The organism is Umezawaea tangerina, from assembly GCF_003002815.1.
Taxonomy (GTDB): Bacteria; Actinomycetota; Actinomycetes; order Mycobacteriales; family Pseudonocardiaceae; genus Umezawaea; species Umezawaea tangerina.
In genome coordinates this window covers 948,328-971,791 of record NZ_PVTF01000001.1, presented here as the reverse complement: position 1 = coordinate 971,791, position 23,464 = coordinate 948,328, and the positions used below count along the sequence as shown (strand labels likewise).

General features: G+C 71.5%; 18 protein-coding genes, 1 tRNA gene, 1 pseudogene and 1 riboswitch. Of the genes and pseudogenes, 12 read left to right on the top strand and 8 right to left on the bottom strand.

Annotation, left to right across the window (positions count from 1 at the left end; translation table 11 throughout):
- The first annotated feature begins 98 nt into the window (after nt 1-98).
- From CLV43_RS04630 to CLV43_RS04620, 3 genes are read left to right on the top strand one after another with little or no spacing between them, the layout of a single operon-like run.
- Nucleotides 99-656 (top strand): DUF4291 domain-containing protein, encoded by a 558-nt coding sequence (locus CLV43_RS04630; RefSeq protein WP_106186024.1) that lies wholly within the window; start codon nt 99-101, stop codon nt 654-656.
- A 37-nt stretch (nt 657-693) separates the two neighbouring features.
- Nucleotides 694-1,563 carry a hypothetical protein gene (locus CLV43_RS04625; RefSeq protein WP_106185637.1) on the top strand — a complete coding sequence of 290 codons (870 nt, stop codon included), beginning with the start codon at nt 694-696 and terminating at the stop codon, nt 1,561-1,563.
- On the top strand, nt 1,560-2,699 hold the full coding sequence (locus tag CLV43_RS04620; protein WP_106185636.1) for a PQQ-dependent sugar dehydrogenase: 1,140 nt from the start codon (nt 1,560-1,562) through the stop codon (nt 2,697-2,699). The genes CLV43_RS04625 and CLV43_RS04620 overlap by 4 nt, the downstream gene beginning before the upstream one ends.
- Before the next feature lie 12 nt (nt 2,700-2,711).
- On the opposite strand, the gene CLV43_RS04615 is transcribed toward CLV43_RS04620, so the two are convergent.
- On the bottom strand, nt 2,712-3,305 hold the full coding sequence (locus tag CLV43_RS04615; RefSeq protein ID WP_106186023.1) for a TetR/AcrR family transcriptional regulator: 594 nt from the start codon (nt 3,303-3,305) through the stop codon (nt 2,712-2,714).
- A gap of 106 nt (nt 3,306-3,411) precedes the next feature.
- Nucleotides 3,412-3,501, bottom strand: a pseudogene (locus CLV43_RS50420) (acyl-CoA desaturase); the annotation flags it as partial.
- Nucleotides 3,502-3,663: 162 nt separating this feature from the next.
- On the opposite strand from CLV43_RS50420, the gene CLV43_RS04605 reads away from it, so the two are divergent.
- The 8 genes from CLV43_RS04605 (at nt 3,664) to pth (ending at nt 11,424) form a co-directional block, all read left to right on the top strand.
- A complete protein-coding gene (locus CLV43_RS04605) occupies nt 3,664-4,839 on the top strand; it encodes an alpha/beta hydrolase family protein (protein WP_106186022.1) in 1,176 nt (391 codons plus the stop codon).
- Nucleotides 4,840-4,965: 126 nt separating this feature from the next.
- A tRNA-Gln gene (locus tag CLV43_RS04600) sits at nt 4,966-5,036 on the top strand.
- Between the two features lie 150 nt (nt 5,037-5,186).
- The gene (locus tag CLV43_RS04595; protein ID WP_245886118.1) at nt 5,187-6,833 is read left to right on the top strand and encodes a GGDEF domain-containing protein; all 1,647 of its coding nucleotides are present in this window, start codon (nt 5,187-5,189) and stop codon (nt 6,831-6,833) included.
- Between the two features lie 77 nt (nt 6,834-6,910).
- Nucleotides 6,911-8,410 carry a bifunctional UDP-N-acetylglucosamine diphosphorylase/glucosamine-1-phosphate N-acetyltransferase GlmU gene (gene glmU, locus CLV43_RS04590; RefSeq protein WP_106185634.1) on the top strand — a complete coding sequence of 500 codons (1,500 nt, stop codon included), beginning with the start codon at nt 6,911-6,913 and terminating at the stop codon, nt 8,408-8,410.
- Between the two features lie 14 nt (nt 8,411-8,424).
- Nucleotides 8,425-9,396 (top strand): ribose-phosphate diphosphokinase, encoded by a 972-nt coding sequence (locus tag CLV43_RS04585; RefSeq protein ID WP_106186019.1) that lies wholly within the window; start codon nt 8,425-8,427, stop codon nt 9,394-9,396.
- A 276-nt stretch (nt 9,397-9,672) separates the two neighbouring features.
- Entirely contained in the window at nt 9,673-10,263 is a 591-nt protein-coding gene (locus CLV43_RS04580; RefSeq protein ID WP_106185633.1) for a 50S ribosomal protein L25/general stress protein Ctc, read from the top strand.
- Nucleotides 10,264-10,322: 59 nt separating this feature from the next.
- Nucleotides 10,323-10,865: a DivIVA domain-containing protein gene (locus CLV43_RS04575; protein WP_245886117.1), complete on the top strand. Its 543-nt coding sequence runs from the start codon at nt 10,323-10,325 to the stop codon at nt 10,863-10,865.
- Nucleotides 10,855-11,424 (top strand): aminoacyl-tRNA hydrolase, encoded by a 570-nt coding sequence (pth, locus tag CLV43_RS04570; RefSeq protein WP_106185631.1) that lies wholly within the window; start codon nt 10,855-10,857, stop codon nt 11,422-11,424. Before CLV43_RS04575 ends, pth begins: the two co-directional genes overlap by 11 nt.
- 1,031 nt (nt 11,425-12,455) lie before the next feature.
- On the opposite strand, the gene CLV43_RS04560 is transcribed toward pth, so the two are convergent.
- Nucleotides 12,456-14,111, bottom strand: coding sequence for a fatty acyl-AMP ligase (locus CLV43_RS04560; protein WP_106185630.1), 1,656 nt, complete (start codon nt 14,109-14,111; stop codon nt 12,456-12,458).
- 233 nt (nt 14,112-14,344) lie between these two features.
- On the opposite strand from CLV43_RS04560, the gene CLV43_RS49975 reads away from it, so the two are divergent.
- The gene (locus CLV43_RS49975; protein ID WP_211304214.1) at nt 14,345-15,481 is read left to right on the top strand and encodes a DivIVA domain-containing protein; all 1,137 of its coding nucleotides are present in this window, start codon (nt 14,345-14,347) and stop codon (nt 15,479-15,481) included.
- Nucleotides 15,482-16,053: 572 nt separating this feature from the next.
- Here the strand turns inward: CLV43_RS49975 and CLV43_RS04540 are convergent.
- From CLV43_RS04540 to CLV43_RS04520, 5 genes are all read right to left on the bottom strand, one after another.
- On the bottom strand, nt 16,054-17,826 hold the full coding sequence (locus CLV43_RS04540; RefSeq protein ID WP_106185629.1) for an ABC-F family ATP-binding cassette domain-containing protein: 1,773 nt from the start codon (nt 17,824-17,826) through the stop codon (nt 16,054-16,056).
- 54 nt (nt 17,827-17,880) lie between these two features.
- Nucleotides 17,881-18,846, bottom strand: coding sequence for a 4-(cytidine 5'-diphospho)-2-C-methyl-D-erythritol kinase (locus tag CLV43_RS04535; protein ID WP_106185628.1), 966 nt, complete (start codon nt 18,844-18,846; stop codon nt 17,881-17,883).
- 275 nt (nt 18,847-19,121) lie between these two features.
- Entirely contained in the window at nt 19,122-20,132 is a 1,011-nt protein-coding gene (locus CLV43_RS04530; protein ID WP_106185627.1) for a methionine ABC transporter ATP-binding protein, read from the bottom strand.
- A gap of 213 nt (nt 20,133-20,345) precedes the next feature.
- A riboswitch (SAM riboswitch) is annotated at nt 20,346-20,439 on the bottom strand.
- Nucleotides 20,440-21,044: 605 nt separating this feature from the next.
- Nucleotides 21,045-21,881 carry a 16S rRNA (adenine(1518)-N(6)/adenine(1519)-N(6))-dimethyltransferase RsmA gene (gene rsmA, locus CLV43_RS04525; protein WP_106185626.1) on the bottom strand — a complete coding sequence of 279 codons (837 nt, stop codon included), beginning with the start codon at nt 21,879-21,881 and terminating at the stop codon, nt 21,045-21,047.
- 46 nt (nt 21,882-21,927) lie between these two features.
- On the bottom strand, nt 21,928-23,397 hold the full coding sequence (locus CLV43_RS04520; protein ID WP_245886116.1) for a resuscitation-promoting factor: 1,470 nt from the start codon (nt 23,395-23,397) through the stop codon (nt 21,928-21,930).
- Between the last annotated feature and the right edge of the window lie 67 nt (nt 23,398-23,464).

Sequence of the window (23,464 nt, the reverse complement as noted above, 5' to 3'; positions counted from 1 at the left end):
GTGAAACGCGGACAGACCCCTGCCCGGGACCGATCGCTCCAGGGAGGGGTTCTCGGTGTCCAGCGTAACCCGGTTGCGCGCACCGGGAGGCTGGTGTGGTGAAGGACAAAGAGGTCAGGGCCGACTACGACGATCGGCACATCACCGTCTACCAGGCCTACTCCCCCGCGATCGCCGGGCCCGCGCTGGCGGCGGGCACGTTCGTGCCCCCGTTCCGACCTGGCCGGATGACGTGGGTCAAACCGTCGTTCCTGTGGATGATGTACCGCTGCGGCTGGGGGACGAAGGAGGGCCAGGAGCGGGTGCTGGCCGTGCGCATCACCCGATCGGGGTTCGAGTCCGCGCTGCGCGCCGCCGTCCTGAGCCACGACGCCACCGCGGTGAAGCCGGAGGTCCGCGTCCAGTGGGACCCGGAGCGCGACCTGCACCACAACCCGCTGCCGCACCGCTCGCTCCAGCTCGGGCTCGCCGGGGCGACCAGCGCCCGGTACGTCGAGGAGTGGGTCACCGGCCTGACCGACGTGACGCCGTTGGCCCACGAGGTCCGCGCACTGGTCCGCGCGGGCTCGCTGGACGCCGCCACCGCGCGGCTGCCGGTCGAGCGCCCGTACCCGCTGCCGGTCGACCTGATCACCCACCTGGGTGCCTCGGCCTGAGTAGATTCCCCGCATCCGGATCTTGGGGGGAGAACGCGTGCGGATCGCCGTGTGGGTGTCGGAGGCACCGGGGGAACTGAGGGAGCTGCTCTTCGGTCGGTCGGCCAGACCCCGCAGGCTCGTCCCGACCGAGAACGGCACGTTCCTGCTCGGGCCCTCGCCGGAGAACGCCAAGGTGCTGCTGGACGGGCTGCGCGTGGCCACCCTGGGAGCCCAGCCCGCCACCGGGTTCGCCTGGGACGGCGACACGGCGTGGCTGGTGGCCCGCACCGAGCGCGGCGTGACCGGGGTCCGCTTCGGACCGGAGGACCGGGCGCTGCCCAAGCGCTTCGCCGACGCCGACGCGGGCCTGTCGGAGCGCGCCGAGACCGACATCGCCTACGCGCTGGGCCGGGACCCGCTGAGCCTGCGCGCCGCGGTGGCGCGCACGTCCGGCACGGGTGTGGGGCGGCTGGTCGCCGTGCTGCGCGAGCTCGACCTCGGGTCCGAGGCCACCGCGCTGGCGTGGGTGCACGAGCAGGGCCCGGCCCCGGTGCCCGTGCACCGCCGCCGCTGGGTGGACGCGTGGTGCGGCGAGCTGCGCCAGGCCAGGACCGGCCTGTCCCGGCCCGACGCCGAGGAGCGCTCCGGCGCGCTCCGCGACGTCGGGCGCGTGGCCATGGTCCCGGTGGCCCTGCTGCTGGTGCTCCCGCTCGTCCCGCGGCTGGACCCGTGGTGGCTGCCGGTGGTCGGCGTCCTGGTCGGCTACGCCGCGGTGGTCGTCCAGCCGCGGGTGGTCCTGTCCGCCCTGCGCCACCGGCGCCCCGACCCGTTCCCGGTCAGCGACCCGTTCGGCCTGCTCGCGGCCGCGCCGGACCCCGACGGCGAACAGCGACCACACCTCGAGCCCGGCATTGTGGACGCATGAACCGACTCGTCGGAGTGCTGGCCGTCGCCCTGGTCGCCGGGTGTTCCACCACCACGACGGGCGCGGCCACGTCGCCCCAGCCCTCCCGGGCGCAAGCCCCGACGGGCCTCAAGGTGCAGGAGGTCGTCGGCGGCCTGAGCCACGCCTGGGACGTCGGGTTCCTGCCCGGCGGGCAGGTGCTCGTCACCCAGCGCGGCGGCAAGCTGACCCTCGTCAAGGACGGCAAGGCGACCGACGTGAAGGCCGACCTCGCCGACGTGAAACCGCGCGGCGAGGGAGGGCTGATGGGGCTGGTGGTCCACCCGGACTTCCTCACCTCCCACCGGTTCACCACCTGCCAGACCTCCCAGGACGACGTCCGCCTGGTCACCTGGCAGCTCTCCGACGACGGCACCAGCGCGCAGCGGATCAGGAACCCGCTGCTGGGCGGTCTCCCGGTCAACCAGAGCGGCAGGCACTCCGGCTGCCGCCCGACCATCGCCCAGGACGGCTCGCTGCTGGTCGGCACCGGCGACACGGCCAACGGGACCGTCGCGCAGAACCTGGACAGCCTCGGCGGCAAGGTGCTGCGGATCAGCCTGGAGACCGGCGCCGCCCAGCCGGACAACCCCATCGCCGGCAGCCGGGTCTACACCTACGGCCACCGCAACGTGCAGGGCGTCGCGGTGAACCCGAAGACCGGCCAGGTCTTCACCGCCGAGCACGGCCCCGACATCGACGACGAGCTGAACCTGCTCAAGCCCGGCGCCAACTACGGCTGGGACCCCGGCCAGGGCGGCACCAAGCCCGGCTACGACGAGAGCGTCCCGATGACCGACCTCCAGCGCTTCCCCGACGCCGTCCCGGCCGTCTGGGTCTCCGGCGACCCGACCGAGGCCATCTCCGGCGCCGCCTTCCTGGCGGGCGCGCAGTGGGGCGACCTCGACGGCACCCTCGCCGTCGCCGCCCTCAAGGGCTCGAAGCTGATGCTGTTCACGCTCACCCCCGAGGGCGGCGTGCACTCGGTGTCGGTGCCCGCGGAGCTGGACGGCAAGTACGGCAGGCTGCGGGCCGCGCGGCTGGGTCCGGACGGGGCGCTCTACGTGACCTCGTCCAACGGCACCGACGACAAGCTGCTGAAGATCACCCGCGGCTGACCGCGCAGCCCGCTAGCGGGTCCGCAGCTTCGGCTTGTGGTCCATGTGCGACAGGCCCTTCCAGGCCAGGTTGACCAGGTGCGCGGCCACCTCGTCCTTCTTCGGCTTGCGCACCTCCAGCCACCACTGCCCGGTGAGGGCGACCATCCCCACCAGCGCCTGGCTGTAGAGCGCGGCGAGCTCGCGGTCGTAGCCCTGCCGCGAGAAGTGCGTCCCCAGGATGCTCTCCACCTGCGACGCGATGTCGTTGAGCAGCGAGGAGAACGTGCCCGTCGACGAGGCCACCGGCGAGTCCCGGACCAGGATCCGGAACCCGTCCGACGACCCCTCGATGTAGTCCAGCAGCGCGCAGGCGGCCTGCTCCAGCAGCTCGCGGGGGTGACCGCCCGACAGCGCGCCCACGATCTGGTCCATCAGGGCCTCCATCTCGCGGTCCACCACGACCGCGTAGATGCCCTCCTTGCCGCCGAAGTGCTCGTACACCACGGGTTTGCTCACCCCGGCGCGGTGCGCGATCTCCTCGACGGAGGTGACCTCGTAGCCCTTCTCGGCGAACAGGGCGCGGGCGACGTCGAGCAGCTGCTCGCGCCGTTCCTTGCCGGTCATGCGGACCCTGGCGGCAGGGGCCGCCTCCGAGTCGCCCTTGCGCCGTCGCCCAGTCACCTCGATCACCCTAGGCGCACCGCTCTACCTGCCGAAACGCGCACCCCTCGCCGTGCCGCGCGCACGTCGGGCCGTCGTGGTGCGGGTTGTGCCGGGACTCGCCGAGGGACAGGACCGCGAGCGGCCAGAAGTCGGCCGAACACCTCGGGTCGTGGAGGAACCGAACCCACGCGGCCGTAACTTGCGCAAGCGCAAGTTGGGCACCCTTGCCCGGCCAGGGGTCATCCCGAATCGCGACGACCGCTCGGAAATCCCCGATCTCCCGGCGGCACACGGCGATCAAGGCCTGCATCATGTGCGGGTGGAACCACGCCAGCCCTCCCCGCGCCGCCGTCGCCGGATCGCCCTCCTGACCACCCTCGCCGTCGTGGTGGTCCTGCTGCTGGCCGCGGGCGGGGTGCTGGGCGGCGGCTGGTACTACAGCGGCCAGCTGCTGGAACCGGCGAACGCCCAACCCGGCTACGGCGACACGTCCGCGGGGCCCGCGGGCGACGAGGCCAAGCCCGCCGTGCTGCTGGAGGAGTCCGAGGACACCGTGCTGCCCGGCACCTGGGGCCTGGTCTGGCAGGGCGGCACGGCCCGCGTCGGCCCGGTCCAGGGCCGCCCCGGAGGCAAGGTCCAGCGCCCGCTGGTCGAGGGCTCCGCGCCGCCCGCGGGCACGAAGGTCCGCATGCAGGCGTCGGTGTGGACGACCGACCCGCGCGCCGCGCACGGCCTGGACTACACCGACGTGAAGATCCCCACCGAGCTCGGCGACGCCCCCGCGTGGTTCGTGCCCGGCACGTCGACCACGTGGGCCATCACCGTCCACGGCCGCGCGGGTGCCCGGACCGAGGCGCTGCGGGTCATGCCGCAGCTGCACGAGCGCGGCCTGCCGGTGCTCGCGGTGACCTACCGCAACGACGGCGCCGAGGGCGCGCCCGCCTCCCCCGACGGCCTCTACCACCTGGGCGGCACCGAGTGGCGCGACGTCGAGGCCGCGATCAGGTACGCGCAGGGCCGGGGCGCCACCCGCGTGCTGCTCTACGGCTGGTCGATGGGCGGCGCGATCGTCGGGCAGGTGCTCGCCCGGTCGCCGCTCGCCGGCGCCGTCGTCGGGGTCGTGCTGGACGCGCCCGTGACGAACTGGACCAAGACCCTCCAGCTCCAGGCGGCCAACCGGGGCGTGCCCACCGCGATCGTGCCGGTGGCCGAACTGGTGTCGGACTGGCGGGCCGACATCGGCTTCGACCGGTTCGACCTGGTCGCCAACCCGCCGCCGGTCAAGCCCCGGACGTTGATCTTCCACGGCAACGCCGACGGGACCGTCCCGGTGCAGGCCTCGCGCGACCTCGCCGCCGCCGCGGCGCGCCTGCAGTGGCCGCTGCAGTACGTCGAGGTGCCCGGCGCCGACCACACCGCGGAGTGGAATGTCGATCCGGACGCCTACGCGCGCACTCTCGGGGACTTCCTGACCACCGTAATCGGCGCCTCTTGACCTGGCACAACACGGTACGTCATGATCGAATCACTCAACGGTAGCGGCCAGTTGAGTGGTCGTGCGACCAAGCCGGCCGCCGGCATGACAACATGTGTTCGCGCGGGCGGGGCTTGCCCCGTCCGATCCGCCATGGTGTAAAGGCAGCACCTCTGATTTTGGTTCAGATGGTCCAGGTTCGAATCCTGGTGGCGGAGCGGATCGGTGGCGCCGGGACTTCCGGCGCGACCGCCGGACCACCGGCCCGACCGGTGGTCACCTGATCGCCGGCCCCGACCGGCGGTCACCCTGCGGTTGCATGGGGGTGTGGGTCGCTGCACGACGAAGCGGTCGATGAGCAGGACAACGTGTCGCCAGGGCTGCACGAGATGTCCGACGCCTGGCTGGTCGGCCGCGCGCAAGAACTCATGGCGATCGCCCAGAGCAGCCACCTCGCCGACCAGCTCGACGCCGCCGGGGAGGTCGACGAGATCCTCGCCGAGGCCCAGGGCCGGGGCGAGCCCCGCATCGTGGCGCAGCTGCTGCGCGCCGCCGCCGTCGTCCGGCTCGTGACCCCCGGCCTGGTCGACCTGTCCGACCCCGTGCTCGACGAGATGCTCGCCCACACCCAGCGGCACGGCCTGGTCGTGCTGGAGGCCGAGGCGCACGCGCTGCGCGGCCGCCGCTTCCTGCTCAGCAACATGGAGGACAAGGCCCTCACCGAGGTCGCCCGCGGCCTGGCCATGCTGGAGGAGGGCCTCACCCCGGACCCGGTGCTGGACAAGCGCACCTGGAACCGGCTGCTCGCCTCGGCGTTGCAGAGCACCGGCCTCGTGCTCACCCAGCTCGGCGTGTTCGCGCTGGCCGACGAGGTCCTGGCCCGCGCCAACGAGGCCATCCGGGAGAGCGCCGGACCGCACCAGATCTACGTCCACCTGCTCAACCGCACCCGGCTGAAGATCGGCTGGGGCCTGCGCATCGAGCGGGTCGACAACTTCGAGGAGGCCAAGGCCCACTTCGACATGGCCTCGGCCATCGCCAAGGCCGTCGAGGGCCCCTTCCGCGAGTCCCTGCACCCCGGCCGCCGCGACCGCTCGGCCGCCGAGCAGGTGCCGGTGATCGGCGCCGCGCACGCGCTGGCCACCCCCTCCAGCGAGCACCTCGAAGGCCTGTGGACGCTGCGCGAGCTGTCGATGTACGCCCGCGAGCTGATCATCGTGGCCATCGCGCTGGCCCGCTGCCTGGAGACCGAGGGCCGCACCGAGGAGGCCCTCCAGGTCCTCGGCGACGCCCGCAAGCGGCTGGAGCACGACACCTCCGAGCCGACGCTGATGCTGTGCATGGTCCGCGAGTTCGCGCGGCTGTCCGGCACCGCGGGTGAGGAGACGGTGTCCGCCCTGCAGAGCTACGCGACCGCCCTGGAGGTCGAGCTGTGGCAGATGCAGGAGGCCCGCACGTCGACGCTGATCACCCGGCGCGACCACGAACGGCTCACCAGGGCCCACGGCGCCATCGCCCAGCAGGCCATGCAGGACCCGCTCACCGGGCTGCCCAACCGGCGCGCGCTCGACGAGAAGATGGCCACCCTCATCACCGGCCAGACCTACCCGCTGTCGATCGCCCTGGTCGACCTCGACGGGTTCAAGGTGGTCAACGACCGGTACTCCCACGCCGAGGGCGACGACGTCCTGCGGGTGATTGCGAGCACACTGCGCCAGGCGCTGCGCGGGGACGACATGGTCGCGCGGTACGGAGGGGACGAGTTCGTCGTGCTCCTGCCCGGCGCGCCGCTCAGCGCGGCGCAGGCGGCGCTGGGCCGCGCCGTGGATGCCGTGGCGGGCCTGCCTTTGGACCTCTCACGTGGGGTGACGCTGTCGGTGGGGGTCATCTCGCTGCGCCCCCGCGAGACCGCCAACCAGGCCCTCTCCCGAGCCGACTCCGCGATGTACGTGGCGAAGCGCCAAGGTGGATCCCAGGTGGCCGCCGTAGCGGGGGAAGCCGAGCCGGAGGCCTAGTATCGACTCCTGGCGGGAGCCAGGTCCCTCCCGTCGCAGGCATGTCTGAGAAGAACTGCTTCTAAGGGAGAGCGCTGATGCTCCAGGGTGGTAGCACCCCCGGCTCCGCAGGCCCCGTCAGCACCATCGTCCTCGCCGCGGGTGAAGGCACCCGCATGCGGTCGGCGACCCCCAAGGTGCTGCACCGGATCGCGGGTCGTTCGTTGGTGGAGCACGCGGTGCGCGCGGCGGCCGGAACGGATCCGGACCACTTGGCCGTCGTGGTCGGCCACGGCCGCGCGGCCGTCACCGACCACTTGGACGCCCTCGGCGCGGCGCTCGACCGCAAGGTCACCGTCGCCGTGCAGGAGGAGCAGAACGGCACCGGGCACGCCGTGGGCTGCGGGCTGGCCGAGCTGCCCGCCGACCTCACCGGCACCGTCCTGGTCAGCTACGGCGACGTCCCGCTGCTGGACACCGACACCCTGCGCGGCCTGCTGGCCGAGCACGTCGGCTCCGGCAACGCGGTCACCGTGCTGACGTCCGTGCTCCCCGACCCCACCGGCTACGGCCGGATCGTCCGCTCCGCCGACGGCGCCGTGCAGGCGATCGTCGAGCAGAAGGACGCCACCGAGGAGCAGCGCGCGATCACCGAGATCAACTCGGGGGTCTACGCGTTCGCCGCGGACGTGCTGCGCGACGGGCTCTCGCGGCTGTCCACCGACAACGTGCAGGGCGAGCTGTACCTGACCGACGTGCTGGGCATCGCGCGCGGCGACGGCAAGCGGGTCGGCGCGCTCATCGCGGGCGACCCGTGGCTGGTCGAGGGCGTCAACGACAAGGTCCAGCTCGCGAAGCTGGGCGCGGAGCTCAACCGCCGCCTGGTCGAGCGCGCGATGCGCGAGGGCGCGATCATCGTCGACCCGGCCACCACGTGGCTCGACGCCGACGTGGAGCTGGGCCGCGACGTGCTGGTCGAGCCCGGCGTGCAGCTGCGCGCGGGCACGACCGTCGGCGAGGGCGCCACCATCGGCCCGGACACCACCCTGTCGGCGTGCGTGATCGGCGCGGGCGCCTCCGTCGTGCGCACCCACGGCAGCCAGGCCGAGATCGGCGAGCACGCCTCCGTCGGCCCGTTCGCCTACCTGCGCCCCGGCACCAAGCTCGGCGACACCGGCAAGATCGGCACGTTCGTCGAGGTCAAGAACTCCGACATCGGCGTCGGCAGCAAGGTGCCGCACCTGAGCTACATCGGCGACACCACCGTCGGCGAGCACAGCAACGTGGGCGCGGCCAGCGTCACCGTCAACTACGACGGCGTGAAGAAGCACCGGACCGTCATCGGCAGCCACTGCCGCACCGGCTCGGACAACATGTTCGTCGCCCCGGTGACCGTCGGCGACGGCGCGTACACCGGCGCGGGCACCGTGGTCCGGCGCGACGTGCCCCCCGGCGCGCTCGCCGTCTCGGGCGGCCCGCAGCGCAACCTGGAGGGCTGGGTGACCAGCCGCCGGGCGGGCACGGCGGCCGCTGACGCGGCGGAACGCGCGCTCGCGGCCCAAAATGGGGACACCACCGATGAAGGGCCGCGACCGTGAGCTACTCGAAGTCCGTGTCCGGGACACCGAAGAAGAACCTCATGCTCTTCGGCGGCCGCGCGTACCCCGAGCTGACCGAGGAGGTGGCCAAGCACCTCAACGTGTCGGTCACCCCCCAGTCGGCCTACGACTTCGCCAACGGCGAGATCTTCGTCCGGTTCGAGGAGTCGGTGCGGGGCTGCGACGCGTTCGTGATCCAGAGCCACTGCGCCCCCATCAACCAGTGGCTCATGGAGCAGCTGATCATGGTGGACGCGCTCAAGCGCGCCAGCTCCAAGCGCATCACGGTGATCATGCCGTTCTACCCGTACGCGCGGCAGGACAAGAAGCACCGCGGCCGCGAGCCCATCTCCGCCCGGCTCGTGGCGGACATGTTCAAGACCGCGGGCGCCGACCGCCTCGTCTCGGTCGACCTGCACACCTCCCAGATCCAGGGCTTCTTCGACGGCCCCGTCGACCACCTGTGGGCCATGCCCCTGCTGGCCGACCACGTCCGCGAGAAGTACGCCGACAACGACCTCACCGTCGTCTCCCCCGACGCGGGCCGCACCAAGCTCGCCGAGAAGTGGGCCGACACCCTCGGCGGCTGCCCCATCGCGTTCATCCACAAGACCCGCGACCCGCTGCGGCCGAACGAGGTCGTCGCGAACCGCGTCGTGGGCCAGGTGCAGGGGCGCACGTGCGTGGTGATCGACGACATGATCGACACCGGCGGCACGATCGTGAAGGCCGTCGAGCAGCTGCTCAAGGAGGGCGCGGCGGACGTGGTCATCGCCGCCACCCACGGCGTGCTGTCCGGGCCCGCCTACGAGCGGCTGGCGAACTGCGGCGCCCGTGAGGTGATCTTCACCGACACGCTGCCGATCCCGTTGGAGAAGCGGTTCCCGAGCATGACGGTGCTGTCGATCGCGCCACTGCTGGCGCGGGTGATCCAGGAGGTGTTCGAGGACGGCTCGGTCACGAGCCTCTTCGACGGCAACGCCTGACCCCTTTCCGGCGATGGGGGCGTCCCGTCGGGGCGCCCCCTTTCGCTGCCCCGGTCCTCGTGGCACCACCCGATAGTGGCGCCTGCCGGACCCGGATTAGGGCATGTCGCACAACCGGCCTACACTGCTCAGGTTGCCTCGGCGAGGGCGAGCATCACGTTCGGCGTGATCGACGCGGCGGCTTTGATGCCGCGTGTGTTGTCTTCTACCGCGCTGCTCGCCGCCGCAGGCTGCCGCCCCCGCCTAGCCCGCCCGACGTACAAGGAGAGCCCCACCGTGTCCGAGGTCCGTCTCGCTGCCGAGCAGCGCACCGAGTTCGGCAAGGGCGCTGCCCGCCGCACCCGCCGCGCAGGCAAGATCCCCGCAGTCCTCTACGGCCACGGTTCCGACCCGAAGCACCTGGCCCTGCCGGCGCTCGAGTTCGCCCGTGTGATCCGTGAAAACGGCAGCAACGCAGTTCTGACGCTGGCCATCGACAGCGAGACCGAACTGGCGCTGACCAAGACCGTCACCACGCACCCCATCAAGAACTACATCGAGCACGTGGACCTGCTCCTGGTCCGCCGCGGCGAGAAGGTCACGGTCGACCTCCCCATCGTGCTGCTCGGCGAGGGCGCCCCCGGCACCCTGATCACGCAGGACATCACCTCGGTGTCCATCGAGGCCGACGCGCTGAACATCCCGGAGCAGGTGGAGTTCACCGTCTCCGGCATCGAAGCGGGCACCCAGATCCACGCTTCGGACCTGGTCCTGCCCGAGGGCGTCACCCTCGTCACCGACCCGGACGCACTCGTCGTGGCCATCAACGCCGCGCCGACGGCGGAGGAGAGCGACGAGGCCGCCGAGGCGACCACCGAGGAAAGCTGAGCCCCATCACGTCGGGCAGATCTCACGGCACGCCACCCCCGCCGGATCGCGAGGGTGGCGTGCCGTTCGCCTATCAAGATCAACAAGCCCTCAGCCCCGCCGAGGTGCGCACCACGAAGTTCCCCCGGCACGCCCGCACCGGACACGGCTACGACGTCGAGCAGGTCGACGGCTTCCTCCGCCGCATCGCCGACGCCCTGTCCGGCCGCATCCGCGTCCACCCCGACGAGATCCGCGCGGTCGTCTTCCGCCGTGCCGGGGCAGGCCAACGCGGCTACGACCCCCGCCCCGTCGACGACTTCCTCACCCGCGTCGAACGCCAACTGCGCGCCGGCTACGTCCCCCCGACGGGGTTGCGCAGCGGCGAGGACCTCATCGCCCTGAAGCTGCCGAAAGCGTCGAACGGCTACGATCGCATCGAGGTGGACGCCTTCCTCGGGCGCGCCGCCGCCGCGTTGGACGGTCGCACCAGGATGACCGCTAGCGAGGTCCGCAACACCCGGTTCAGCACCACGTCAGGATTGCGGCGCGGCTACCGGGTGCAGGCGGTGGACGCCCTATTGGACACCCTTGAGCAGGAGTTGCGCTTCCGTGGCCGATGAGTTGGCACTGGTGGTCGGCCTTGGCAACCCAGGGCCCAAGTACGAGGGAAACCGCCACAACGTCGGCTTCCTCGTCCTCGACGAACTGGCCGCCCGCGTCGGCGGCAAGTTCAAGGCCCACAAGGCAGGCGCCGAAATCCTCGAAGGCCGCCTCTCCGGCCACCGCCTCGTCCTCGCCAAACCCCGCACCTTCATGAACCTCTCCGGCGGCCCCGTCGCAGGCGCCGCCAACTTCTTCAAAACCCCACCCGCCGCCATCATCGTCATCCACGACGAACTGGACCTGCCCTACGGGGTCGTCAGGCTCAAACTGGGCGGCGGCGACAACGGCCACAACGGCCTGCGCTCCATCACCAAGTCCCTGGGCACCAAGGACTACCACCGCATCCGCTTCGGCGTAGACCGCCCCCCAGGCCGCATGGACCCAGCCGACTACGTCCTCCGCGACTTCTCCACCCCCGAACGCAAAACCCTCGCCTTCGAACTCGACCGCACCGCCGACGCCGTCGAGTCACTGCTCACCGATGGTCTGGAAGCCGCCCAGAACAAGTTCCACTGACTATCACCCGAAAGTGGGACGCGGGGTGGTTTTGGTGGCGTTTTACCAGGTCACGCCTAGTATCGAATCCGTGCCCCCTGCCTTCTACTGCCCCCGCGACCGCCGCGCTCGACGGTGGAGGCGATCCGTGGAAGCGCTCTCAACGTTGTGGAAAACAAGTCAGTCACACTCCACCACCCCCTCACGTCCCCCCTCCCACACCCACTCCCCAACCAAGCCACCAGCCCTGCCCAGTCCGACGGCCATCACCCAAGCCCCCACCCCAGGACACCCGCCAAGCCAAGCCCCATCCCCTGGCCCCATGTTCAGCCAGGACCCTCCTGCGGTCACTAGGCGAGCCGGTGGTCACTAGGCGAGCCCGTGGTCACTAAGCAAGGTCTCCTCAGGCGGGCATGAGACGGAGCCCTCCGGGAAACCGGACCAGGCCCCGGCGCCGTAGGCACGCACCAGCCAGACCACCGGGCCAGCGAGCACCGGTATGGCGGGCTCAGCGAGGCCGCCTCACCACGACCGCAAAAGGCCGCAGGCCGACCACGTCGATGCCAGCACCCATCGCGCGGCTCCAGCGACGCCGTCGGCCGAGCAATCACCCGAGCCCGAGCGCCGAGCGAGCCCAGCGGCCACGAGCGGCCATCGGTGATGAGGGCAGCGCCGAGCCGCGGAGTTCGCTGCCAGCCAGTCAGCCATTGCCAGCCACGCAGCTGACAGACGCAGGCGAGGCAGCAGCTGGGTAGGCCGGGATCACCGATGGGCGGCCAGGGTCGAGATCTCGGCCGAGCCACCAGGCCCCCGATCGGGCCGCCAATCGCAACCCGGCCACCCACCCGGCGATCCCGGCCACCCACCCGGCGATCCCCGCCACACGCACCAGCCAGTGGCCGTTCGAGGTGGGCCCGGAGGCCGCCGGACGGCTGCGCCCGCTGGTGCTCGCGGGCGCAACGCTCGTCCAGTTCGCGCTGCGCTGGATCGTCGACGAGCCAGCGGCCACCGTGACCAGCCAGCCGCCACCGTGCCGCTTGACCCCGACCCCCTCAGCCCACAGGCACCAGCGAAGTCGCCGCAGACCGACGCAGCTTCCCCGAAGGCGTCTTCGGCAAGCTGCCGGGCTTCAGCACAACGACCGCGAAAGGCCGCAGGCCCACCGCGTCGACAACCCGTGCGGTGATCTCCTTGCGCATGGTCTTCTCGACGTCGTCATCCCCCGCGGACTTGGACTCGACGACGACGGCGAAGCGTTCGCGGCGGGTGCCGGCGTCGAGGCGGACGGCGACGGCGTTGCCGGGGCGGACGCCGTCGACGGAGCAGGCCGCGCGTTCGATGTCGGTGGGGTAGATGTTGCGGCCGCCCATGATGATCACGTCCTTGCGGCGGCCGCAGACGACGACCTGCCCGTCGACCACGTACCCCTCGTCCCCGGTCTCCAGCCAGCCTTCGGCGTTCTGGGTGGCGAGCGGGCCGTCGACGGTGAGGTAGCCGGGGGTGACGGCTTCGCCGCGGACGCGGAGCTGGCCGACCTGGCGTTCGCCGAGGACGTTGCGCTCCTCGTCGATCACCTCGATCTCCAGCCCCGGCACGGGCGGGCCGAGGAGGGGGAACGTGCGGGCGTTGGGCGTGCCCTCGGGGACGGGGACGGCGCGGTGTGAGGCTTCGAGTTGGTCGGGGTCGATGACGTCGACGGACAGGCCCGTGAAGACGGGGGCGAAGGCGACGGCGAGGGTGGCTTCGGCCATGCCGTAGGCGCACATGATCGACTCGGGGCGGAGGCCGAAGCGGGCGCCCGCCTCGGTGAAGGCGTGGACGGCGGCGGGGTCGATGGGTTCGGCGCCGTTGAGGGCGAGGCGCATCTTGGAGAGGTCGAACGCGTTGTCGTCCTCGACGGTGGACATGCGGCGGGCGGCGATGGAGTAGGCGAAGTTGGGGGCGGCAGTGATGGTGCCGCCGTAGCGGCTCATCAGGTCCGGCCACAGGGTGGGGCGGGCGAGGAAGTCGACGGGGGTGACCTTGACGAGCTCGATGCCGAAGAGCATGGGGATGGTCAGGAAGCCGACCATGCCCATGTCGTGGAACAGCGGCAGCCACGAGATCATCGTGTCGGACGTGGTGTCGAGCGCGGCGGCGATGCGCATCGCCTCGGCGTTGGACATCAGGTTGCCGTGGGTGATCCGCACGGCCTTGGGGTCGGCGGTCGAGCCGCTGGTGAGCTGGAGCAGCGCGGTCGACTCCTCGTCCACCGGCACGGGCGTGGTGAGCGGTTCGCCGCCTGCCAGGTCGTCCATCTTGCGGTAGCCGATGCCGTGCTCGTCGAGCACGCCGGACAGCGCGTCGAACGGGCTGCCGAGCAGCACCAGCTTGGAGTCGATCATGGACAGGACCTTGATGGTGTCCTCGGCCCATTCGGCGAGGTCGGTGCGCGCGGTGGGCTGGTGCAGCATCGTCGTGCTGCCGCCCGCCATCCACACGGCCTGCACGGCCGGTGCGATCTCCGCGGGGTCGGCGGCGAGGACGGCGATGGCCGCGCCCGGTTCGGCGCCGCCTTCGACGAGGGCGCCCGCCATGCGGCTCGCCTGGTCGTGGACCTCCGCCCACGTCCTGCGCCGGGGGTTGTTCGGTTCCCCGGTCGTCATCCCCTTGGCCTGACCACCGGCTCCGGTGGCGGTGCTCAGCATGGTGTCCACGAACGCGCTCATGGTGGTCAGCGTAGATCGGGCGGCCCGTGCGCGTGCGTCGCCGATCCCCGTTGGGGCGCTTGGGGTCCGTCGGGGTCGCGGGTGTGGGCGCAGACCGTTCGCATTAGGCCGATCGGACGAACGTTTTCGGCTGCGATCCGGCGATACTCCCAGAACAGGATTCGAGGGAGGCACGGGTGGATCGGGCTGGCCACGACACGAAACACCACCAGCCTGCGCATCCCGCGCCGCTGTTGAGCGCGGACGACGTCAGCCAGGTGGTGTTCCACCGCCCTCCGGCGGGTGAGCTGGGTTATGACGAGGACCAGGTCGACGCGTTCATCGACCGCGTCGAGGACACGCTGCGCAGCAAGGACCAGCTGGTCGCGGCGGACATCCGCGCGATGAGGTTCCCGTTCGCGGTGCCCGGCAGGCTGGGGTACTACGCGGCCGAGGTCGACATGTTCCTGGAGCTCGTCGCGGAGACCTTGGAGTCGACGCCGCAACGCCGCCAGGCCGCCGCCCCCGCCCTTGGTGCGCACGCGACGTCCACCAAGATGCAACCGCCGCCCCGGTTGAAGCCGGAGGACGTGCGCGGTGTCCGGTTCCACAAGCCGCGCGGCAACACGCCCGGGTACCACGAGGGTGAGATCGACGCGTTCCTGGCGCGGATCGAGGCGACGCTGCGCGGTGAGGACGACCTGACCGCGCTGGAGGTCCAGGAGATCGAGTTCGGCGAGGCCACGGCAGACCAGTTCGGGTACGACGAGGACGACGTCGACACGTTCCTGGACCTGGTCGTGGTGACGTTGGAGGCGTCTCCGCCGCTGCCGGTGAAGCAGCGGACCGTCGAGGCGCCGTTGACGGCTCGGGACGTGCGGACGGCGTCGTTCGGGAAGCCGCCGCGGGGTAGACGCGGGTACCAGGAGTCGCAGGTGGACAAGTTCCTCGACCGGATCGAGGACACGTTGCTCGGGCAGGACACGTTGAGCGCGCAGGACGTGCGCGAGATGAAGTTCAGCAGGCCGCTGATCGGGCGGCGCGGGTACAACGAGGACGAGGTGGACGCGTTCCTGGCGCGGGTGGAGCGGCAGTTGGCCGACTCGCCGGGGTCGCCGGGGCGGATTCCGCCGATCACCAGCTGGAAGCAGCTTCGCCAGGTGCGACTGCCACCGGCCGCGGCTGACCAGCGCGGGTACCGGTCGGCGCAGGTGGATCGGATGTTGGAGGAGATCGGGATCGCGTTGGACGGGATGCTCGGGGCGACGTCCGGGGACATCTTGAAGGTGCGGTTCGCGCACGCGCTGATGAACGGCCAGGGGTACGACTGCGCGTTCGTCGACGAGCTCATGCCCCGGTTGGCGGCCGAGTTGCAGCGCCGGGGGCGTTGAGGCGGTTCTGGTGGGTTGACCGGTCGTGGTGGGCGATCGGTCGTGGTGAGCCGATCCCAGGCCCAGGTGGTGTTGATCTTGTCTGGAGAGGGCTTTCACCGTCGTGGTGAAGGCCCTTTTCGGATGATCTCGCTGGCGCCGTTCGAGCTCGCCCACGTTCGAGTGATGCCGCGTGCATCATGACCGCCGACGGCACCGGCGCCCCCTGTTCTGCACGACCCACAGACCGCACCGCCCGCAGGTGACTGCGTCTGCGGACGGCGAGCACGCCATGCCCTCACCGGGCAGGGCAGGCGGTGGGGCCACGCCGAGCCGCCAGGCCCCGGCGGCGGCCGAGCCAGGCCTGGCTCGGCCGCTCCAGGTCCGGTGCGGGCGGGCCTCGGAGGCGGCGAGCGGCGTCGGGGTCGGGGTCGAAGTCCGGTGTCGGGTGGGTCCGGAGGTAGTGGGTGGGGTCGCCGGCGGGTCGGGTTCGGGGTGGGTGGGGGTGGTGTGTGGCGACCTTCTATTTACCACAACGCTGGGAGCGGTTCCATGGGTTGTCGCAGGTCGGACGACTCATGGAACCACTCGGATCAGCCCTCCGCGAGTTCGGCGGCGGCCATCCACTGCTCCTCCACGGTAGCGACTTCGGCCAGGACGGTGCGGAGTTCGGCGTCTAGGGCGAGCAGGCGGTCGGGTTCGGTGGCGGCGGCGGCGAGGGCGGCGTGGAGGTCGGCTTCCTTTTTCTGGAGGGTGGTCATGCGGCGTTCGAGTTTGGAGAGTTCCTTGCGGGCGGCGCGTTGGTCGGCGGCGCTGGAGACGGTGACCGGGGTGGGGGCGGGGTCGCGGGATTCGGCGAGTTCGCGTTGGGTGTCGCGGCGGAGGAGGTATTCCTCGATGCCGCCGGGGAGGTCGGTGAGGCCGCCGTCGCCGAAGAGGGCGACGACCTGGTCGCAGACGCGTTCGACGAGGTAGCGGTCGTGGGAGATGACGACGAGGGTGCCGGGCCAGGAGTCGAGGAGGTCTTCGAGCTGCTGGAGGGTGTCGATGTCGAGGTCGTTGGTCGGTTCGTCGAGGAGCAGGACGTTCGGTTCGGCCATCAGGAGCCTGCACAGCTGCAGGCGGCGGCGTTCGCCACCGGAGAGGTCGGAGACGGGGGTCCACTGCTTCTGGGAGGAGAAGCCGAAGCGTTCGCCGAGTTGGGAGGCGGACATCTCCTGCTTGCCCAGGACGACGCGGCGGGCGACTTCTTCGATGGCTTCGAGGACGCGCATGGAGCCGCGCAGGTCGTGGAGCTCCTGGGTGAGGTGGGCGAGCTTGACCGTCTGGCCCTGGATCCGCTTGCCGGTCTCGGTGTCGCGTTCGCCCGCGAGCAGGCGGAGCAGGGTGGTCTTGCCGGAGCCGTTGACGCCGACGAGGCCGATGCGGTCGCCGGGGCCGATGCGCCAGGTCAGGTCTTTGACGAGGGTGCGGTTGCCGACGGTGAGGGTGGCGTCCTCGATCTCGATGACGGTGCGGCCGAGCCTGCGCTTGGCGAAGGCGAGGAGCTCCACCTTGTCGCGGGGTGCGGGGACGTCGGAGATGAGGGCTTCGGCGGCGTCGATGCGGTAGCGCGGTTTGGACGTGCGGGCGGGGGCGCCGCGGCGGAGCCAGGCGAGCTCTTTGCGGGCGAGGTTGCGGCGCTTCTCCTCGAGGGTGTCGGCGAGCCTGCCGCGTTCGGCGCGGGCGAAGATCCAGTCGGCGTAGCCGCCTTCGTACTGCTCGACCTGGCCGCCGACGACTTCCCAGGTGCGGGTGCAGACGGTGTCGAGGAACCAGCGGTCGTGGGTGACGACGACGAGTGCGGACTTGCGTTCCAGGAGGTGCTTGGCGAGCCAGCGGACGCCTTCGACGTCGAGGTGGTTGGTGGGTTCGTCGAGGACGAGGAGGTCGAGGTCCTGGACGAGGGCGGCGGCGAGGGCGACGCGGCGGCGTTCGCCTCCGGACATGGTGCCGACCGGGGAGTCGAGGCCGAGGGCGGTGATGCCGAGGCCGTCGAGGATGGAGCGGACGCGGGCGTCGGCGGCCCATTCGTGTTCGGCGTCGAAGCCGAGGGGGTCGATGACCGAGTGCCGGACGGTGGAGCCTTCGGGGAGTTCGGTGCGTTGGGTGACGACGGCCATGGAGAGGCCGCGGTTCTGGCTGACCCGGCCTTCGTCGGGTTCTTCGAGGCCCGCGAGCACTTCCAGGAGCGTGGTCTTCCCGCCGCCGTTGAGGCCGACCACCCCGATCCGGTCGCCGTCACCGACGCCCAGCGACACCCCGTCCAGGAGCGGGCGGATGCCGAACGACTTCGACACGGACTCGAGGTTGACCAGGTTGGCCATGGTGGAAGCGCACCTTCAGGGTTGTAGACGGGTGTGGGGGTGGAGCGGGGTGGGTTAGGCGTGGACTTCGGGGGGCACCGGGCGGGGTGCTTCCTCGGTGGCGATGACGCGTGCGCCGGGCATCGGGCCTTGAGCGACGCGGACCGTGCGGCACACGCCCGCGCCCGCCAGTTCGGCGGCGACGCGGACGGCGGAGTCGGCGTCGGAGCACAGGAACGCGCAGGTGGGGCCGGAGCCGGAGACCATGCCCGCGAGCGCGCCCGCGTTGACGCCCGCGCGGAGGGTGCGGCGCAGGTTCGGTCGCAGCGAGACGGCGGCGGCTTGGAGGTCGTTGCCCAGCAGCAGGGCGAGTTGGCGGGGGTCGCCGGAGGAGAGGCCTTCGAGGACGGCTTCCGCGGCGCCGACGCGTGGTGGGTTGCCGTCCGCGCGGAGCCGGTCGAGCTCGGTGAACACCTCGGGTGTGGACAGGCCGCCCTTGTCGAACGCGATGACCCAGTGGAAGGGGTGGCGGGCGAGGACGGGGACGATCTGGTCGCCGCGGTCGGTGCCCAGCGCGGTTCCGCCGTAGAGGGCGAACGGGACGTCCGCGCCGATCTTGCGGGCCAGCAGGGCGAGCTCGTCGCGGCCGATCTCCAGCCGCCACAACGAGGCGAGGCCGACCAGTGCCGCGGCGGCGTCGGCGCTGCCGCCCGCCATGCCGCCCGCGACCGGGATGTTCTTGCGGATCACGACGCGGACCTTCGGTTCCTCCGGGTCGCGGCCGACGTGCTCGGCCAGTGCCCGCACCGCCTTCCAGGCGAGGTTCGACGGGCCGGTCGGCACGGAGTCCGCCCCTTCGCCGAGCACCTCGATGCCGGGGTCGTCGGCGATCGCCACCGTGACGTCGTCGTGCAGCGACAGCGCCTGGAACACGGTGACCATGTCGTGATAGCCGTCCGCGCGCAGGTTTCCCACGGCCAGGTGGAGGTTGACCTTGGCCGGGACGCGGACGGTGACCGGGGGTGGAACTACGGCAAGCACGCCTTGCAGCCTACGGGCGTGGGGGAGGTCCGCGCTCCTACCCGACCCGGCTGGCGCTCGGGGGTGGCCTTCCCGCACCGGTGCGGGGTGGTGATCGGGCTGGTGGGGGCCGGGATTTGTCGGTGCGCGTTCGTAGTGTGGATGTCGGGGGGCCCATTTTCCGGTGTGGTGCTCGGTACCGGGTCCGCCGGACTCGAAGCTGGTCTTCGCGGTCGGCTTGTGACGTGCGGAACAGGCCGGCCGCCCACGACGGGCGGCCGGCCTGTGCTGCGTTTCTAGGCGGCGACGCCCTGCGGGCCCTTGAGGGTGCGCTGGACGGACGCGCCCGCGTCGGAGATCCATTCGAGGGCGGAGTCGGAGCGTTCGCCGGTGAGGCCGACGCGGAAGCGGGCGACCGGGGTCTCGGCGAGGCGGGTGAGGCCGCCGCCGAGGAGGTTCAGCTCGACGCCGAAGCGGCTGGTGGCCTCGGGGAGGAGTGCGCCGACGGCGGCGAAGCCGACGAGGACGATGTCGGCGACGCGGTCGAACCTGCTTTCCGCCAACGGGTTCTGGTCGACGGCGGGCAGCAGCGACGAGGCGGTGCGGCTGGTGCCGTCGGACACCAGGTCCAGGACGCGACCGTGTTCGACGACGCGGCCGTTCTCCAGGACGGCGACGTCGTCGCAGATCCGGCGGACGACGGCCATGTCGTGGGTGACGACGAGCACCGTGATGCCCAGTTCGGCGCGGGCGCGGTCGAGCACCGTGAGCACGGAGCCGGTGGTGTCCGGGTCGAGGGTCGAGGTGGGCTCGTCGGCCAGCAGGACCGACGGGCCCGCGGCGAGTGCGCGGGCGACGGCGATGCGCTGGCGTTGCCCGCCGGAGAGCTGGTCGGGGTAGCTGCCCGCCTTGTCGGTGAGGCCGACGAGGTCGAGGAGCTCGGCGACGCGGTTGCGGCGCTGCGGTCCGGGGACGCCCGCGGACTCCAGCGGCAGTGCCACGTTGCCCGCGGCGGTGCGCTGGCGCAGCAGCGAATCCCCTTGCGGCACAACGCCGATCTGCCTGCGGGCGGCGCGCAGCGCGGTGCCGTCCAGGGAGACGAGGTCGGTTCCGTCGACGCGGATCGCGCCGCTGTCGGGGCGTTCCAGCAGTGCGACGCACCGGGCGAGGGTGGACTTGCCCGCCCCGGTGGGGCCCACCACGCCGAGCACGGTGCCCGCGGGGACTTCGAGGTTGACCCCGTCCAGTGCGACGACGGGGCCGTTGCGTCCGGCGAAGGACTTGCTGAGGTTTTCGACTGTGATCACGTTTTCGCTCCACGGCTACGCGCGGCGTCGCCCGCTTGTGGCATGCGACGGCCGTCCTCAATGGACCGTCCGATGAGGACGGCGAGGAATTCGGGTAGAGGCTAGGGGGTGAGAGAGATGCCTGAACGAATTAGCGTCGACAGCCCGTGCTGGTACGACGACCCTGGTCGACCGTTCGCCGCCGCGTGAGCATTCGCTGCGTGGGCACGTAATCCTCCATCGAGCCTGGCGGAAGCACCTGCCCGCGTCCAGCGGGTGGTTGCTGCGGCGTCAAAGAGCCAGGTCTCTCGGCCGCTCGGGATGGCACCACGAGTACACCCGACGCGACACCGCAAACGCAAGCCCGAACGGCCCACAATCTGGGATCGTCCGAGAAGTCACACTTACGGACCAGCATCGACGCCCGGACGCGGTACCGGACCGCTCGATCCCCGGTAGATCGTTTCGCCGGCCGGACATTGGTCGGTTCGGGCGCGGCCGAACAGACGAATCCCCCACGCCTGTTCGCCCAAGCGGTGGACATCACACCGCACCCCCAGCCCCGGAAAATGTCGTACCCCATCCGTAGCGTGTACATCGGGGGTCCCACTCGACAGGCGACCCCTGCGTGGCCACGCCCACCCTCTGGACACCAGCTCGACCAGGCGGAACCTGCACCGAACCGGGCACCACTCCCCCGCGAACCGGCCCGGCACCCCACCGGAACAGACCCGGCACCCTCACCGGAACGGGCTCCGAAAAATGTCGTACCCCACCCGTAGCCTGTGAATTCGGGGGCCCTCACCACCAGGGGACCCCGACCAAGCCGCGCCCGCACCCCCGCACTCGCGCCCACCACCCCGAACCCGGCAGACCGCCCCCGACAGCCCCAACCCCGCAGGCCCGACCCGGCCGACCGAACCCGGCCGACCCTCACACCGTCGCGGCGATCCGCGCGAAGTCCCCCACGCTCAACTGCTCCCCCCGGATCCCCGGATCCACACCCGCGAGCACCAACCGCCGCTCGGCCTCCGCCGCCGACCCAGCCCACCCCGACAGCGCCGCCCTCATCGTCTTGCGGCGTTGCGCGAATGCCGCGTCCACCAACGTGAACAGCGCTTTCCGGTCCACAGTGGACAGCAGGTCGGGTCGGCGCCTGAACGCCACCAGGGCGGAGTCCACGTTGGGCACGGGCCAGAAGACGGAGCGGGGTACGGGGCCCGCGCGGCGGGCGTCGGCGTACCAGGCGAGCTTCACGCTGGGGACGCCGTAGACCTTGCTGCCGGGGCCGGCGGCCATCCGGTCGGCCACCTCGGCCTGGACCATGACGAGGCCCTTGGTCAGCGACGGCAGCTCGGCCATCAGGTGCAGCACGACGGGGACGGCCACGTTGTACGGCAGGTTGGCCACGAGCGCGGTGGGTGCGGCGGGCAGGTCGGCGGCGTGGACGCGCATGGCGTCGGCGAGGACGACGTGGAGGCGGTCGGCGAGCCCAGGGGCGCGTTGCGCGGCCGTGTGGGGCAGCTGGGCGGCCAGGACGGGGTCGATCTCGACGGCGACCAGGGTCTTGCAGGCGGGCAGGAGGGCGAGGGTCAGGGAGCCGAGGCCGGGGCCGACCTCGAGGACCACGTCGTCGTCGGTCAGCTCCGCCACCGTCACGATGCGTCGGACCGTGTTCGGGTCGTGCACGAAGTTCTGGCCGAGCTTCTTGGTGGGGCGGATGTCCAGTTCGGCCGCGAGGCGCCGAACATCGGCCGGGCCGAGGAGCATGCTCCCCGGCCCGGTCGACGACGCTTGTTCAGTCACGTGGCAATTGTTACGGCAGGCCCAGCTTGGCGCGGCAACCGGGCCACGCGCTGTAGGCGCCGCCCGCGGCGTCGCGGACCTTGGTGGCCGTGGCGATCTGCTGTTCGCGGGTGGCCTGGTGGGGCAGCGGGGCGTACTGGGTGCCGCCGTAGGCCGCCCAGGTGGAGGCGCTGAACTGGACGCCGCCGTAGTAGCCGTTGCCGGTGTTGATGGCCCAGTTGCCGCCCGCCTCGCACTGCGCGAGCCGGTCCCAGTCGCTGCCGTCGGAGATGACGGGCTGGGGGGCGGCCTTGGTGCCCTTGCGGACCTTCTTGGCGACCGGTTCCTTGGTGACCTTGACGCCCAGCTTCTCGCGGGCGGTCTCCTGGCCGTTCTTGAGGGTGACGCGGTAGGTGGCGACCTGCTCGCCCGCGACGCCCTCCTGCTCGACCTTGGTCTCGCCCTTGGGCATCTCGGCGTCGAGGATCTCCTCGACGGGGGCGTCGATGCTCTCGGTCGCGTTGATCACGGAGACGCCGGTGCGGCTGATGTGGATCTCGGCGCCGTTGGTGATGCGGAGGTCCGCGCCGCCTTCGACGCTGTCCTCGGCGCCCAGCGCGTTCAGCTTCTCGACCTGCATGAGCTCGCCGACGGTGAGCGCGGTGGTCTTGAGCTGGCGGGGGGCTTCGCCGCCGTCGTAGAGGGTGATGGTCTTGAGGCGCTTGACCTGCAGGGCCATGCCGCCGAGGGGCACGTCCTTGCCGCGGTCGTCGGAGACCCAGGCGCCGTCGTCGTCGATGCCGAGCTGGTCGAGGGCCTCGCCGACGCTGACGGAGCGGACCCAGCCCTCCTTCTGCTCGCCGTCGACGGTCGCCTTGACCAGTCGGCCGCGGTCGAGGGTGATCTTGCCGCCGTCGCCGACCTTGGCGCTGGGGGACGGGCTCAGGGCGTCGTGCTCGTTTACCGCGATGCCCTCTTCGGCGAGGATGTCGCCGACGGTGGAGTCGAACGTGCGGACCGAGTGCTCCTGGCCGTCGATGTCGACGGTGACGGACTTGTCCATCGCGATGGCGGTCGCGCCGCCGCCGGTGATGGTCACCAGCAGGGCGAGCACGGTCGCCTTGAGGAACTTGCGCTTCCAGGTGCTGACGGCCTCCACGAGGCCCGCGGGCTGCCCGTCGGGCAGTTCCTGTGCGTAGGCCGTCGCGACGCGGTCCTCGGGCACCTCGTCCGGGATGACGATGACCGGGAGGAGGGTGGTCTCGGCGTTGATGAGCCGGATGAGCTCGTCGACGTCCACGTTGGCCGTGGCGAGGAGGGAGTCGGCGTCAGGGCCGAGTGCCTCGAACACGTCGGCGGGCGTGACGCCCAGGCCGTTGACGCCGATGGCGGGGGAGCTGGGGTGGTCGGTGAAGCCCGACGGCCGCTCCATCACACCGGTCGAGGTGGCCGGTCCGCCCACCGGGGTGAACCAGTCGGTGTCGTCGTTGAACGAGTACACCGGGCCGTCCTCGCGCGATCTTCCGCGTCCTGTCACTGGGTCGATACCTCCTGAAGGCGGGAGCCAT